Origin of the sequence: Pseudoduganella sp. SL102, from assembly GCF_027856995.1 — a bacterium.
GTDB lineage: Bacteria > Pseudomonadota > Gammaproteobacteria > Burkholderiales > Burkholderiaceae_D > Rugamonas > Rugamonas albidiflava.
Genome location: NZ_CP115554.1, coordinates 2700925 through 2713853 on the forward strand (window position 1 = coordinate 2700925; position 12929 = coordinate 2713853).

Genomic DNA, 12929 nt, shown 5'->3' on the forward strand with positions numbered 1-12929 from the left:
TGCTCAAAGTACGGGTTCCAGACGTACGAGTCCTGAACAACGAATCCACACTACGAGTTCCCAGAAAGGCAGTCCATGAAAATCGAACGTGTACAAGGCACCGTTTTCCACTATCCGAGCAGGCGCAGTGTCGACAGCGCCGGCCACGCGCATCCCGGTCCCGAAAAGAACGTGCAGATGGCCATGCTGACGATCACCGCCGACAATGGTGCCCGCGGCTACGCGTTCGGCCCGGTCGAGGTGGTCCGTCCCCATGTGCTGGAAGCCTATGTGCGCAAGGTGCTGGTCGGGCAGGATCCGTTCGACCGCGAGCGCCTGTGGCAGGACCTGGTGCACTGGCAGCGCGGCAGCGCGGGGCAGCTGACCGACCGCGCACTGGCGGTGGTGGAACAGGCGCTGTGGGACCTGGCCGGCCGCGCGCTGGGCGTGCCGGTGTACAAGCTGCTGGGCGGCTACCGCGACAAGGTGCCGGCCTACGGCAGCACGATGTGCGGCGACGAACTGGAAGGGGGCTTGTCCACGCCCGAGGAATATGCCGCCTTCGCGGAAAAGCTGGTGGCGCGCGGCTACAAGGCGATCAAGGTGCATACCTGGATGCCACCGGTATCGTTCGCGCCCAGCCCGGCCATGGACATCAAGGCTTGCGCGGCGGTGCGCGAGGCGGTCGGCCCCGATATCGCGCTGATGCTGGACGGCTATCACTGGTACAGCCGCGGCGAAGCGCTGGCCATCGGCCGCGCCCTGGAAAAGCTCGATTACGCCTGGTTCGAGGAAATGATGAACGAGCAGAGCATCGCATCCTACGCCTGGCTGGCCAACCAGCTCGACATACCGATCGTCGGCCCGGAAACCATCTCCGGCAAGCACCACAGCCGCGCCGACTGGGTGCAGGCCGGCGCCTGCGACATCCTGCGCGCCGGCGTGCCGGGAGTAGGGGGCATCACGCCGACCATGAAGGTGGCGGCGCTGGCGGACGCCTTCGGCATGGACTGCGAGGTGCATGGCAACGGCGCGGCCAACCTGACGGTGGTGGCGGCGATCAAGAACTGCCGCTGGTACGAGCGCGGCCTGCTGCATCCCTTCCTCGACTACGATGTGCCGCCGGCCTACCTGCACCGCCTGCCCGATCCGATGGACGCCGACGGCTTCGTGCACCTGTCCCAGGAGCCGGGCCTGGGCGAGGACATCGACTTCGAGTACATCGACGCCAACACCGTGCAATCCTACTAGGGCGCGCCCATGAGCTTTGCACGAATCTCCTCCATGCGCGGCGCCGGACGGCTGGCGGGCATGCTCGCGCTTGTGCCCGTGCTGATGTTCGGGTTGATGCTCGCGCTCCTGCTTGCGCTCCTGTCCTCGCCGCCGGCGCAGGCCGCCACGCCGCGCGACCAGCTGGTGATCGGCATGAACATGAACAACCTGCTGTCGATCGATCCGGCCGGCGCCACCGGCAACGACGTGCTGGGCGTGGTGGCCAACCTGTACGACTACCTGGTCGAACTCGATCCGCGCGACCTGGCCAGCGTGAAGCCTGCACTGGCCGAATCGTGGGCCTTCGGCGACGACCGCCGCAGCCTGACGCTGACGCTGCGCCAGGGTGTGCGCTTCCAGTCCGGCCGCCCGCTGACCGCGGAGGACGCGGCATGGTCGCTGCACCGGGTGCTGAAGCTCAATCTCGCCATGGCCTCGCCATGGAAGAGCTACGGCTTCAGCGCCGCCAATGCGCCGCGCATGATCCGCGCGCTCGATGCGCGCACGCTGCGCATCGACTTCCCCGAGCCGACCGATCCGAAGATGGTGCTGTACACGCTGGCCACCTCGGTCAGCGCGGCCATCCTGGACCGCGATGCGGTGCTGGCGCACGAGCGCAACGGCGACCTGGGTGCGGCCTGGCTGCTCACGCACGCGGCGGGCTCGGGCCCGTTCTCGCTGACGGAATGGCGCGCCAAGGACGCCATGCTGCTGGACCGTTTCAACGGCTACTGGCGCGGGCCGGCCAGGCTGCGCCGGGTGGTCATGCGCCATGTGCCGGAATCGCTGTCGCTGCGCTTCATGATCACGCGCGGCGATGTCGACCTGGCCGCCGGCATGGCCGGGCCGGATATCGAGGCGCTCAAGCACGACGCCAGCGTGGTGGTGCAGCCGGTGCTGCGCGGTACCTCGTACTACGTGGCGCTCAGCATGAAGAACCGCCGTTTCGCCGACCGCCGCGTGCGCCTGGCGCTGCGCAGCCTGATCGACTACGACGGCATCAACAAGGCCATCATGCCGAACTACGGGGTGGCGCACCAGCGCCCGGTGATGATCGGGCTGGCGGCGGCGTTGCCCGACCCCGGCTACCGGCTCGACGTGGCGCGCGCCCGCCGGCTGCTGGCCGAAGCGGGTTACCCGCAAGGCTTCCGCACCACCATCCGGGTGTTGTCCGATCCGCCGCTGATCAACATCGCCACGTCGCTGCAGGCCACGCTGGCCCTGGCCGGCATCGAGGCCGAAATCCTGTCCGGTACCGGCAACCAGGTGTATGGCGCCATGCGCGACCGCAAGTTCGATATCGTGGTCGGGCGCGGCGGCGGCGGCGTGGAGCCGCATCCGCACGCCAACCTGCGCGCCCTGGTGTACAACCCGGACAACAGCGATGCCGCCCGGCTCACCAACTTCCAGGGCTGGCGCACCGGCTTCCACAGCCCGGCCATCAACCGGCTCATCGAGGAAGCCGTGCGCGAACCCGATGAAGCGCGGCAGAATGCGATGTACCGCGAAGTGCAGCAGCTGTACGACAGCGAAGTGGGGGCCATCCAGCCCATCGCGCAGATGCAGGAAACCGTCGTCTTGAGCAAGCGCGTGCACGGCTATGTCGGCCATCCATCCGCCACCACCCACCTGCGCGATGTCTACAAGGACTGAGCGCGGCCCGACAGGAGACACCATGTCCACCTCATTGGCCACCTCGTTGGCCACCTCATTGTCAACTGTATGGGCACGCGCCGGCGCCCAGCGGGCGCGCTTGCTGAGTACCCTGGTCACGCTGTTCGGCCTGCTGGCGCTGACCTTCTTCGTCGGCCGCGTGATGCCGATCGACCCGGTGCTGTCCATCGTCGGCCCGGATGCCGATGCGTCGACCTACCAGCAGGTGGCGGTCCAGCTGGGCCTCGACCAGCCGCTGTGGGTGCAGTTCGGCCGCTACCTCAACGAACTGGCGCACGGCAACCTGGGCACCTCGCTGCTGACCGGGAACGCCGTCAGCGCCGATATCGCGCGCGTGTTCCCGGCCACGCTGGAACTGGCGACCTTCGCCATCGTGCTCGGCACGCTGGCCGGCGTGCCGCTGGGCGTGCTGGCCGCCAGCCACCGCGGCCGCTGGCAGGACAACGCGGTGCGCGTGCTGAGCCTGACCGGCTATTCCACCCCGGTATTCTGGTTCGGCATGATGGGGCTGCTGGTGTTCTACGCCTGGCTGGGCTGGGCCGGCGGTTCGGGGCGCATCGACCTCGAATTCGATGGCGTGCTGCCGCCCGTCACGGGCCTGATGCTGGTCGACAGCGCGCTGGCCGGCAACTGGCAGGCGTTCGGCAACAGCGTGCGCCACCTGATGCTGCCGGCCGGGATCCTCGGCCTGCATTCGATGGCGTACATCAGCCGCATGACGCGCAGCTTCATGCTGGCCCAGCTGTCGCAGGAATACATCCTGACGGCGCGCGTCAAGGGCTTGCCGGAATCGCGCGTCATCTGGGGCCATGCCTTCCGCAATATCCGCGTGCAGCTGCTGACCATCGTGGCGCTGGCCTACGGCGGCCTGCTCGAAGGCGCGGTGCTGATCGAAACCGTGTTCGCGTGGCCCGGCTTCGGCCAGTACCTGACCAACAGCATGCTGCTGGGCGACATGAGCGCGGTGATGGGATGCGTGCTGGTGGTCGGCATCATCTTCGTCGGCCTCAATCTCCTTTCCGACCTCCTGTACCAGGTCTTCGACCCGAGGATGCACTGATGACCACTTCCACCCTGATGCCTTCCGCCGCACTGATGACCGCTCCCATGCCCGCCCGCCGCCAGGCCCTGCGCCGCGCCATGGCCCACCTGCTGCACAACCCCATGACGCTGGCCGGCGTGGTGGTCATCCTGCTGCTGGTGGCGGTGGCCTGCGGCGCGCCGTGGCTGGCCACCCACAACCCCCTGCTGCAGGACCTGTCGCAGGCATTGCAGCCACCCGGCGCCGCGCACTGGTTCGGCACCGACGAGTACGGGCGCGACTGCTTCAGCCGCCTGGTCTACGGCGCCCGCACCACGCTGTACATCGTGGGCCTGGTGACGGTGGTGGTCGGCCCGGTCGGGCTGGCCATCGGCACCGTTTCGGGCTACTTCGGCGGCTGGGTCGATGCGCTGTTCATGCGCGTGACGGACATCTTCATCTCCTTCCCCAGCCTGGTGCTGGCGCTGGCCTTCGTGGCGGCGCTGGGCCCGGGCCTGGAGCATGCGGTGATCGCCATCGCCCTGACTGCCTGGCCGCCGATCGCGCGGCTGGCGCGCGCCGAGACACGCTCGCTGCGCAAGGCCGACTTCGTGGCGGCCGTGCAGCTGCAGGGCGCCTCGCCGCTGCGCATCCTGCTGCGCCATATCGCGCCACTGTGCCTGTCGTCGGTGCTGGTGCGGCTGACCATGAACATGGCCAGCATCATCCTCACCGCCGCCGGCCTGGGTTTCCTGGGCCTCGGCGCGCAGCCGCCGTCGCCGGAGTGGGGCGCCATGATCTCGGCCGGGCGGCGCTACATGATGGAGTGCTGGTGGCTGGTGGCCATGCCGGGTGCGGCGGTGATGCTGGTCAGCCTCGCCTTCAACCTGCTGGGCGATGGCCTGCGCGACATGTTCGATCCCCGCAGCTGAAAGGAACGGCGATGACCGATACCAAACTGGAAGTGGAAGACCTGAGCGTGCGTTTCGCCACGCGCGACGGCCTGGTGGATGCCGTGCGCGGCGTGTCGTTCACACTGGGCAGGGAAAAGCTGGCCATCGTGGGCGAGTCCGGCTCGGGCAAGTCGACCGTGGGCCGCACGCTGCTCAAGCTGCACCCGGCCAGCGCCCGCATCGACGCGCGCGTGCTGCGCTTCGGCGACACCGACCTGCTGCGCGCCGGCGAGAAGGCGATGCATGCGATCCGCGGGCGGCGCATGTCGATGATCATGCAGGACCCGAAGTACTCGCTCAATCCCGTGATGCGCGTGGGCGACCAGATCGCCGAAGCGGTGCTGGCCCACCAGCGGCTGCCGCGCGCACAGGTGCGCGAGATGGCGATCGCCATGCTGGAGAAGGTGCGCATCCGCGAGCCGCAGCGTGTCTACGACCGCTATCCGCACGAGATCTCGGGCGGCATGGGGCAGCGCATCATGATCGCCATGATGCTGATTCCGAACCCGCAGGTGGTCATCGCCGACGAGCCGACGTCGGCGCTGGACGTGTCGGTCCGCTCGCAGGTGCTGTCCGTGCTGGACGACCTGGTGGACGAACGGGGACTGGGGCTGCTGTTCATCAGCCACGACCTGAACCTGGTGCGCAGCTTCTGCGACCGGGTGCTGGTGATGTACGCGGGGCGGGTGGTGGAGTCCATCGCGGCGGCGGACCTGGACCGCGCGCAGCACCCCTACACGCGCAGCCTGCTGGCGGCCTTGCCGGACATCGACCATCGCCGCGCCGTGCTGCCCGTCCTGCAGCGCGATCCGGGCTGGCTTACTCACTAGAATCAGCAGGAGACCGACGCATGATCACGGTAAAAGGTTTGCAAATGGGGTTCGGTAACAGTAGCGGCAGCGGCAGCGGATACCAGCAGGTGCTGCATGACGTGGACTTCACGGTGGCCGAGGGCGAGGCGTTCGGGCTGGTCGGCGAATCGGGCTCCGGCAAGAGCACGGTGCTGCGCTGCCTGGCTGGCCTGTACAGCCACTGGCGGGGCGATATCGCGATCCGGGGCGAGGCGCTGGGCCGCAAGCTCACGCGCGAACGCTGCCGCCTGGTGCAGATGGTGTTCCAGGATCCCTACGGGTCGCTGCATCCGCGCCATACCGTCGGCGCGGCGCTGCTGGAACCCTTGACGATCCACCGGATGGACCGGCCGCACGAGCGTGTTGCACAGATGCTCGCCAAGGTGGGCCTGAACGAATCGTTCCGCCAGCGCTATCCGCACCAGCTGTCGGGCGGCCAGCGGCAGCGGGTGGCCATCGCGCGCGCCCTGATCCTCGAGCCGCGCATCCTGCTGCTGGACGAGCCGACTTCCGCGCTGGACGTGTCGGTGCAGGCGGAAATCCTCAACCTGCTGGCCGAGCTGCGCGCGCGCGAGGGGCTCACCTATATCCTCGTCACCCACGACCTGGGCGTGGTGGTGCACCTGTGCGACCGCCTGGCCGTGATGCAGCAGGGCCGCATCGTCGACACGCTGCCCACCAGCCAGCTCGGCAATGGTGGCGTGGCCTACACGCGCACCCTGGTCGAGGCCACCCGCAGCTACTCGCGCTCGCGGGAACGTCCACGGGAGGCCGCGGCGGGCCACTGACCGGCCATCGCCTCCGATCCCCGCGCAGCGGTTACACTTCGCCCCTGCAAAAGGAGGGGTAAACATGTCGAGCCGTCGTATCGTCCTGCTCGGGCTGGTGATGTTGTGGGAGCTGGCGATGTCGCATGCCGCCATGGCGGCGCCGTCGTTCGAGCGCCGGGTCTGGACGCGCGCCGATGGCGCGCCGCAGTCGGCCTATGCCATCGCCCAGGATGCCGACGGCATGCTGTGGTTCGCCACCGTCACGGGCCTGTACAGCTTCGATGGCGTGCGCTTCGCGCGGCAGGAATCGGTGTACGGCCACGCGCTCCGGTCGAACAATGTGGTGAACCTGCTGGCCACGCGCGACGGCATCGCCGTCGGCTACCAGTTCGGCGGCGTATCCGAATTCACGCGTGCCGGCGCACGCCACTACACCACGGCCGACGGCCTACCCGCCGGTTCCGTTGGCGTGCTGGCGGCCGATGCCGCGCACACGCTCTATGCCGGCACGAGCACGGGCCTGGCACGCCTCGATGCGAAGCGGGGGAAATGGACCGGCATGGCCGGCCTTTCCGCCGCGCGGAGCTACATCCTGTGGGCGGCGTTCGATGGCGAGGGCACGCTGTGGGCGGTGTCGAATTCGATGCTGTACGCGATGGAGAAGGGCGCGGCAAGGTTTCGGCAAGTGGCGCCGCTGCCCCAGAATGCCTTCCCGGCCATCATCGGGGGCAAGCTGGTGGCCTACACGGGCGCCGGCCAGCTCACCCGCTTCGCCGCCACCGGCGCGCCGCAGGTGTGGCCGAATGCCGTCGGTTACAACCGCGACCTGACGCTGTTCGCCGGGCCGGACGCCACCGTGTGGGCCTGGCTCAAGCAGGGAACCACCGTGCTGCGCAGCGGGACCGACGGCGTGCTGCGCGCGGCCCAGGCGTTCGAGGGCGGCGGCCTGCCCGGCCGGATGGTGTCGCGCACGCTGGTCGACCGGGAGAACAACCTGTGGGTCAGCACCCTCGACGGTGTCGAGCGCTACCGCGTGCGGCGCTTGACGGAACTGCCGCTGCCCGCCACCGAGCTGGCATTCCTGGCCGGCCGGGGCCTCGGCGACGACATGCTCGTCGCCAGCGGCGCGGAAGGCCGCGTGTGGCGCAGCGCCGCCGGTGCGATGCAGCCGCTGCCTGGCCCGGCGGGCATCACCGCCATGTACCGTGAACATGCCGGCAGCGTATGGCTTGGCGGTACCGCCGGCCTGTTCCACATGACGCCGGCCGGAACGGCGGCATGGCCGCTGCCTGCCCATGTCGGCAAGGACTTCGACGTGCAGGCCATCACCGTCGACCGCACCGGCAAGACGTGGGTGTCCATCGTCCGGCATGGCCTGTTCCAGTTCTCGAACGGCACGTGGACCAGGCTGCAAAGTGTGCTGGCCGGTGGCGACGAAACGCCCATCTGCATGCTGACCGGCGCTTCAGGGCGCACCTGGCTCGGCTTCACCAACGGCCGGCTGGGCGAATTGACGGATGCGGGCGTCCGTCTCGTCGCCCCCGGCCTGGCCAGCCCGGTCGGCAACATCCTCAGCCTGCTGGAGCACGACGGCGCGCTGCTGGTGGGCGGCGACCGTGGCGTTGTCCTGCTGCGGGACGGCGTGGCGTACCCGCTGGTCCCGGAACGCGCTCCGGCTTTCCTCGGCATATCAGGCATGGGCGTCGACCGGCGCGGCGACCTGTGGCTGCACGGACCGGACGGGCTGCTACACATCGCTGCCGCTGAGCTGCTCCGCTTCCGGGCCGACCCGGCGCACCGCCTGCCGTGGGAAGCGTTCAACTTCGAGGATGGCATGCGCGGCCAGGTCGCTCAGATCCGGCCGCTGCCTTCGCTGGCCATCGCCACGGATGGCAAGGTCTACTACGCCACGGGGTCGCAGGTGGGCCGGATCGATCCAGCCGCGATCCGCCGCAACGCCCGCCCACCGACCGTGCTGGTGCAATCGGTTCGAACCCGCGGCGGCAGCTGGAACGCCTCGCAGGGAATGACGCTGGCACCCGGTACGACGGCCGTGGAGATCGACTACACGGCCACCGCGCTGTCGATCCCGGAACGGGTGCGCTTCCGCTACCGCCTGGCCGGCGTCGACCAGGAGTGGCAGGAGCCGCAGTCCGGGCGCGCGGCCCGCTACACCAACCTGGGACCGGGCGATTACCGCTTCCAGGTGGCCGCGGCCAACGAGGATGGCGTATGGAACGAGTCCGGTGCCACGCTGGATTTCCGTATCGCGCCGACGGTCTGGCAGACCGTGTGGTTTCGCGCCGCGGCCGCCATCGCGCTGGTCTCGCTGCTGTTCGCACTGTACCGCTGGCGCATCGCCGCGGCTGCGCGCCGTGCCGCCGAGAAGACCGCCGCGCGGATCGAAGAGCGCGAACGCATCGCCCGCAACCTGCACGACAACCTGCTGCAGGGTGTCCAGGCGCTGATCCTCAATTGCCACGCCGTGCTGGCGCGGATGCCGAAGGGCAGCCCGGAGGAAAAAACGTTGGGCGACGCGCTGGCGCGGGCCGACCTCGTGATCGAGGATACCCGCGACGAAGTCATGAACTTGCGGCGGGAAGCGGCGCAGGCGCCCCTGGTCGCGCGCCTGGCCCATGCCATCGAAGGGCTCGATCCGGCGGTGCGGGGCCGGGTGGAACTGGCGGTCACCGGCTGCCCGGAGCTGCTCGATGCCGCCGCTGCCGACGAACTGTTCTACGTGCTGCACGAAGCCATCGTCAACAGCGCCCGGCATTCGGGCGCGGCGCGCATCGCCGTGTCGCTGCATGCCACGGCGGCGGGCGTGGAAGCGTCGGTCGCCGACGATGGCTGCGGTATCGAAGCCGGGGTGGCGCAGGCCGGCCGGGCAGGGCACTGGGGGCTGGTCGGCATGCGCGAGCGGATCGCCCGCCTCGGCGGCACGCTGCGGATCGGCGGCGGCCCCGGGCAGGGCTGCGTGGTATCGTTCAGCGTTCCGCTGGCGCCGAAGGCTTGATCGGGGATTGACCGAAACAGGGTAGGCAACAAATGGCTGAACGCGCCTCCGCCGGCTCGCTACTGCGCCCCTCCGGACATCGGCGCGATCGCCTTCATGATCTGGATCATCGATGGCCCCAGCAGCACCACCAGCAGACTGGGGAAGATGAAGAAGATCAGCGGGAACAGCAGCTTCGTGGCGATCTTCGCGGCGCGCTCTTCCACCAGCTGGCGGCGCCGGGTGCGCAGCTGCTCCGACTGGATGCGCAGCGCCACGCCGATGCTGGTGCCGAAGCGGTCGGCCTGGATCAGCATCTTCACCAGCGCGTCCACGTCTTCCACGCCGGTGCGCAGCGCCAGGTTGCGCAAGGCCTTGTCCTTGGCGCTGCCGGCGCGCAGTTCCAGCGTGACCAGTTGCAGTTCTTCCGACAGCACGGCGCTTTTCAGGCCGATCTCCGCGCCCACGCGGGCCAGCGCGGCGTCCATCGCCAGGCCCGCCTCCACGCACACCGTCATCAGGTCGAGCGCGTCGGGAAACGACTCGAAGATCTCGCGCTGGCGATGGGCGATGCGCCGTTTCAGCACGAGGTCCGGCGCATAGTAGCCGCAGGCGGCGGCGATCGCCAGGTACAGGAACGTGGTGCTGCCGGCGCGCTGCGGATCGCTGCCCAACAGCAGCCATGTCGCCAGCGGCAGGCCGATCGTCAGCGCCGTCTTCCCTGCATGGAACAGGCCTGGCGTCGACGGTGCGCGCCAGCCGGCGTTGATGAAGCGCAGGCGCACGGGGGAGTTTTCCCACCCTTCGGCCGGCACCGACAGCCTGGCCAGCGGCTCGGCCAGGCGCGACAGGCGTTGCAGCCAGTCCCGGGCCGGCGGCGCGGCCAGGGTGTCGCGCTCGTCGAGGGTGGACAGGCGGTGTTTCACCGGATCGCGCGTCAGCACGAGCATCGCCAGCGCCGCGGCGCCGAAGATCAGCACGAAGACGGCGGCCAGGATGAGGATCTGTACGTGGTTCATGGTTTGTGCGGGCCGGTCAGATGCGGATGCGGATGATCTTGCGGATGGCCAGTACACCGGTGACCATCATGGCCGCGGCGATGCCTACCAGCTTGCGGCCGCCCGGGTCGGTGGCCAGCACCCCCATCGATTCCGGATTCGCCGCATACATCATGGCGCCGGCGCCGAACGGCAGCAGGCACAGGATCCAGGCCGACATGCGGCCTTCGGCCGACAGCACCTGCACCTGGCCCAGCAGGCGGTGGCGGTCGCGGATGATGGCGCTGATCGAGGACAGCAGTTCGGTCAGGTTGCCGCCCGTCTCGCGCTGGATCAGCACGGCGACGACGAAGTATTGCAGGTCCATGCTGGGCACGCGCTGGGCCAGGTTGTTCAGCGCATCGCCCATGCCGATGCCGAAGTTGACTTCGTCGAAGGCGGCCTTGAATTCCTCGCCGAGCGGAGCGGCCATCTCGTCGCCGACCAGCTTGAGCGCGGTGGGGAAGGCGTGGCCGGCGCGCATCGCGCGGCCCATCATGTCCAGTGCGTCGGGCAGCTGGTGCTCGAAACGCACCAGGCGGCGGTCGCGCGCGCGCGAGAGGTAGAGCAGCGGCAGGCTTGCCGCGGCCGCGCCGGCGAGCGGCCACGCCAGGGCCGGCAATGCCAGCCAGGCGGCCAGCAGCAGGCCGGCCGTGAATCCCGCGGCGCACAACGCCAGCAGGCGGGCCGCCAGGTAGCGCACGCCGGCCTGCATCAGCATGCGGTCGAGCCGGCGAACGCCGGGCAGGTGGCGCAGCAGGGCATCTATGTCGGCGCTTTCGCTGAGCCGGCGTTCCTTGACTATGGTGACTTCCGACTGCCGCGTTTCACCGCCGATGATGCCGCGCAGGCGGCGCGCCACGCGCTCCGCTTCCGGATCGCGGTGCGCCGCCCAGCCCGTGTAGACACCCCATACCAGCAGCATCACGGCGGCGAACAGCAGCACCACGAACAGCGCGAACGTCGTGTTCATCGCGCCGGCTCCATGCGCGGCTCGAACACGCCCGGCGACAGCGCGACGCCGAAGGTGCGCAGCCGTTCGGCGAAGCGGGGCCGCACGCCGCTGGCGCTGAAGTGGCCCTGCACGGTGCCGTCGTCGGCCACGCCGGTCTGCTTGAACGAGAAGATCTCCTGCATCGTGATGACGTCGCCTTCCATCCCCGTCACCTCGGAGATCGACAGCACCTTGCGCTTGCCGTCGGTCAGCCGCGACACCTGCACCACCACGCCGACGGCGGAACTGATCTGCTGGCGCATCGCCCGCGGCGGCAGCGTGGCAGCCGCCATGCTGACCATGTTTTCCAGGCGCGTCAGCGCATCACGCGGCGTGTTGGCGTGGATCGTCGCCATCGAGCCTTCGTGGCCGGTGTTCATCGCGCCCAGCATGTCCAGCGCTTCGGCGCCGCGTACCTCGCCCAGGATGATGCGGTCGGGCCGCATCCGCAGCGCGTTGCGCACCAGCGCGCGCTGCGTGACTTCGCCCTTGCCCTCGATGTTCGGCGGGCGGGTTTCCAGGCGCACCACGTGCGGCTGCTGCAGCTGCAGTTCGGCGGCGTCTTCCACCGTCACGATGCGTTCGGTCTGGTTGATGAAGCCGGAGATCACGTTCAGCATCGTGGTCTTGCCGCTGCCCGTGCCGCCCGAGATCAGGATGTTCACCTTGGCCTTGCCCAGCCCCTGCAACACTTCGGCCATGTCGGCCGTCACGCTGCCGTACGACACCAGGTCGGCCAGGCGCAGCGGGTCGGCCGAGAAGCGCCGGATCGACATCACGGGGCCGTCGATCGCCAGCGGCGGGATGATGGCGTTGACGCGCGAACCGTCCGGCAGGCGCGCGTCGACCATCGGGCTCGACTCGTCGATGCGGCGGCCCACCCGCGAGACGATCTTGTCGATGATCTTCATCAGGTGCGCATCGTCGGTGAACGTCACGTCCGTCAGTTCCAGGCGGCCGCGCCGCTCCACGTACACCTGCTTGTGCGTGTTGACGAGGATGTCGGACACGGTGGGATCTTCCAGCAGCGGTTCCAGCGGGCCGAAGCCCAGCATCTCGTTCTGGATGTCGCGCGTGAGGGTCTTGCGCTCGGCATCGTTGATGACCACCATCTCTTCCTCGAGCAGGCGCTCGACCAGCAGGCGCAGTTCCTGGCGGATCTGGTCCGGCGTCAGGCGCTGCATGCTTTCCAGGTCGATCCGGTCGAGCAGGGCTTCGTGGATGCGGCTCTTCAGCTGGTGATAGGCGCGGTTGTCGATGGGGCCGCGCTGCGCGGTGGGGCGCGGTGCGCCGCTGCCGAGGCGTTCGCGCAGGGAGGAGGAGGGCATGTTCATCGCGTTCTTTCCGTCAATCGTCAATCCGTGATTCCGTCATTCCGTCGTT

The 12929-nt window shown here is 69.0% G+C and carries 10 protein-coding genes; 7 read left to right on the forward strand and 3 right to left on the reverse strand.

What is annotated here, in order from left to right:
- The first annotated feature begins 75 nt into the window (after positions 1–75).
- The 7 genes from OU994_RS11565 (at position 76) to OU994_RS11595 (ending at position 9536) form a co-directional block, all read left to right on the forward strand.
- Entirely contained in the window at positions 76–1230 is a 1155-nt protein-coding gene (locus tag OU994_RS11565) for a mandelate racemase family protein (protein WP_281610846.1), read from the forward strand.
- A gap of 9 nt (positions 1231–1239) precedes the next feature.
- On the forward strand, positions 1240–2904 hold the full coding sequence (locus OU994_RS11570; protein WP_281610847.1) for an ABC transporter substrate-binding protein: 1665 nt from the start codon (positions 1240–1242) through the stop codon (positions 2902–2904).
- Between the two features lie 22 nt (positions 2905–2926).
- Entirely contained in the window at positions 2927–3985 is a 1059-nt protein-coding gene (locus OU994_RS11575) for an ABC transporter permease (protein ID WP_281610848.1), read from the forward strand.
- Positions 3985–4878, forward strand: a complete 894-nt coding sequence (locus tag OU994_RS11580; protein ID WP_373922584.1) for an ABC transporter permease — start codon at positions 3985–3987, stop codon at positions 4876–4878. The genes OU994_RS11575 and OU994_RS11580 overlap by 1 nt, the downstream gene beginning before the upstream one ends.
- Positions 4879–4889: 11 nt before the next feature.
- Positions 4890–5729, forward strand: a complete 840-nt coding sequence (locus OU994_RS11585) for an ABC transporter ATP-binding protein (RefSeq protein WP_131146773.1) — start codon at positions 4890–4892, stop codon at positions 5727–5729.
- 20 nt (positions 5730–5749) lie between these two features.
- The gene (locus OU994_RS11590) at positions 5750–6538 is read left to right on the forward strand and encodes an ABC transporter ATP-binding protein (RefSeq protein WP_281610849.1); all 789 of its coding nucleotides are present in this window, start codon (positions 5750–5752) and stop codon (positions 6536–6538) included.
- A gap of 64 nt (positions 6539–6602) precedes the next feature.
- Complete coding sequence (locus tag OU994_RS11595; protein ID WP_281610850.1) at positions 6603–9536, forward strand: sensor histidine kinase; 2934 nt, start codon at positions 6603–6605, stop codon at positions 9534–9536.
- A 59-nt stretch (positions 9537–9595) separates the two neighbouring features.
- Here the strand turns inward: OU994_RS11595 and OU994_RS11600 are convergent, their stop codons facing one another.
- From OU994_RS11600 to OU994_RS11610, 3 genes are read right to left on the reverse strand one after another with little or no spacing between them, the layout of a single operon-like run.
- Positions 9596–10534, reverse strand: coding sequence for a type II secretion system F family protein (locus tag OU994_RS11600; protein ID WP_281610851.1), 939 nt, complete (start codon positions 10532–10534; stop codon positions 9596–9598).
- Positions 10535–10550: 16 nt separating this feature from the next.
- Positions 10551–11525, reverse strand: coding sequence for a type II secretion system F family protein (locus OU994_RS11605; RefSeq protein ID WP_281610852.1), 975 nt, complete (start codon positions 11523–11525; stop codon positions 10551–10553).
- The gene (locus OU994_RS11610; RefSeq protein WP_131146769.1) at positions 11522–12880 is read right to left on the reverse strand and encodes a CpaF family protein; all 1359 of its coding nucleotides are present in this window, start codon (positions 12878–12880) and stop codon (positions 11522–11524) included. Before OU994_RS11610 ends, OU994_RS11605 begins: the two co-directional genes overlap by 4 nt.
- Positions 12881–12929: the final 49 nt, after the last annotated feature.

Excerpts from the sequence above, each read along its gene's own strand:
- OU994_RS11565 (WP_281610846.1), top strand. The coding sequence starts at position 76 with ATGAAAATCGAACGTGTACAAGGCACCGTTTTCCACTATCCGAGCAGG.
- OU994_RS11570 (WP_281610847.1), top strand. The coding sequence starts at position 1,240 with ATGAGCTTTGCACGAATCTCCTCCATGCGCGGCGCCGGACGGCTGGCG.
- OU994_RS11575 (WP_281610848.1), top strand. The coding sequence starts at position 2,927 with ATGTCCACCTCATTGGCCACCTCGTTGGCCACCTCATTGTCAACTGTA.
- OU994_RS11580 (WP_373922584.1), top strand. The coding sequence starts at position 3,985 with ATGACCACTTCCACCCTGATGCCTTCCGCCGCACTGATGACCGCTCCC.
- OU994_RS11585 (WP_131146773.1), top strand. The coding sequence starts at position 4,890 with ATGACCGATACCAAACTGGAAGTGGAAGACCTGAGCGTGCGTTTCGCC.
- OU994_RS11590 (WP_281610849.1), top strand. The coding sequence starts at position 5,750 with ATGATCACGGTAAAAGGTTTGCAAATGGGGTTCGGTAACAGTAGCGGC.
- OU994_RS11595 (WP_281610850.1), top strand. The coding sequence starts at position 6,603 with ATGTCGAGCCGTCGTATCGTCCTGCTCGGGCTGGTGATGTTGTGGGAG.
- OU994_RS11600 (WP_281610851.1), bottom strand. The coding sequence starts at position 10,534 with ATGAACCACGTACAGATCCTCATCCTGGCCGCCGTCTTCGTGCTGATC.
- OU994_RS11605 (WP_281610852.1), bottom strand. The coding sequence starts at position 11,525 with ATGAACACGACGTTCGCGCTGTTCGTGGTGCTGCTGTTCGCCGCCGTG.
- OU994_RS11610 (WP_131146769.1), bottom strand. The coding sequence starts at position 12,880 with ATGAACATGCCCTCCTCCTCCCTGCGCGAACGCCTCGGCAGCGGCGCA.